This is a genomic window from Natronococcus sp., from assembly GCF_047921035.1.
Classification (GTDB): domain Archaea; phylum Halobacteriota; class Halobacteria; order Halobacteriales; family Natrialbaceae; genus Natronococcus.
On the sequence record NZ_JBLRWX010000255.1, the window covers coordinates 1 to 576 of the forward strand.

The window sequence follows — 576 nt, forward strand, 5'->3', positions numbered from 1 at the left end:
CCAGAATCAGGCTCTGCCACAGCCTCCCCATGCGGCCGTTGCCATCGGCGAAGGGGTGGATGAATTCGAACTCGTAGTGGAAGACCGAGCTGACGATGAGGGGGTGTGCGTCGGTGTTGGCCAGCCAGCCGAAGAGGTCGGCCATCAGATGCGGCACCCGGTCGGCGGGCGGGGCCATGTGGATCAGCTGCTGGCCCGCCATCACCCCCACACCGCCATGCCGATTCCATTTATGCGTCATTCCGGCGCATTAGAGGAAAAGCCGAGTCATGTTCTTCGACTCAAGGTCACCACGTTAGACAACGCCTTCATCCACTGATCGAGCTCCTCCCGGTCGAAACGCCACTGGGTGCCGATCGCTTTATGTTCCGGGTAAGGCTTGCAGTTCATTGCTCCCCCTTTTTGCCTTCAAGTTGTTTTTCGATCCGCGCCAGCTCCTCGATCTCCTCGGCATCGGCCTGTCTGGCCTCGGCGATGCGGCGGTTTTCGTCGAAGGCGGCGAAGCGCTCGCGGGCGATGCGCTCCATGGCCTCGCGCGAGACGCTGCCGGCGTGGGTGAGCACGGCCTTTTCGTTG

2 protein-coding genes are annotated in these 576 nt (G+C 62.2%); both read right to left on the reverse strand.

From position 1 onward, the window contains the following. The coding region (locus ACNA7R_RS20565; RefSeq protein WP_416285389.1) for a Fic family protein at positions 1 to 202 on the reverse strand (202 nt) is incomplete at its 3' end. A gap of 184 nt (positions 203 to 386) precedes the next feature. Continuing rightward, a partial coding sequence (locus tag ACNA7R_RS20570) for a hypothetical protein (RefSeq protein WP_416285390.1) occupies positions 387 to 576 on the reverse strand: 190 nt, incomplete at its 5' end.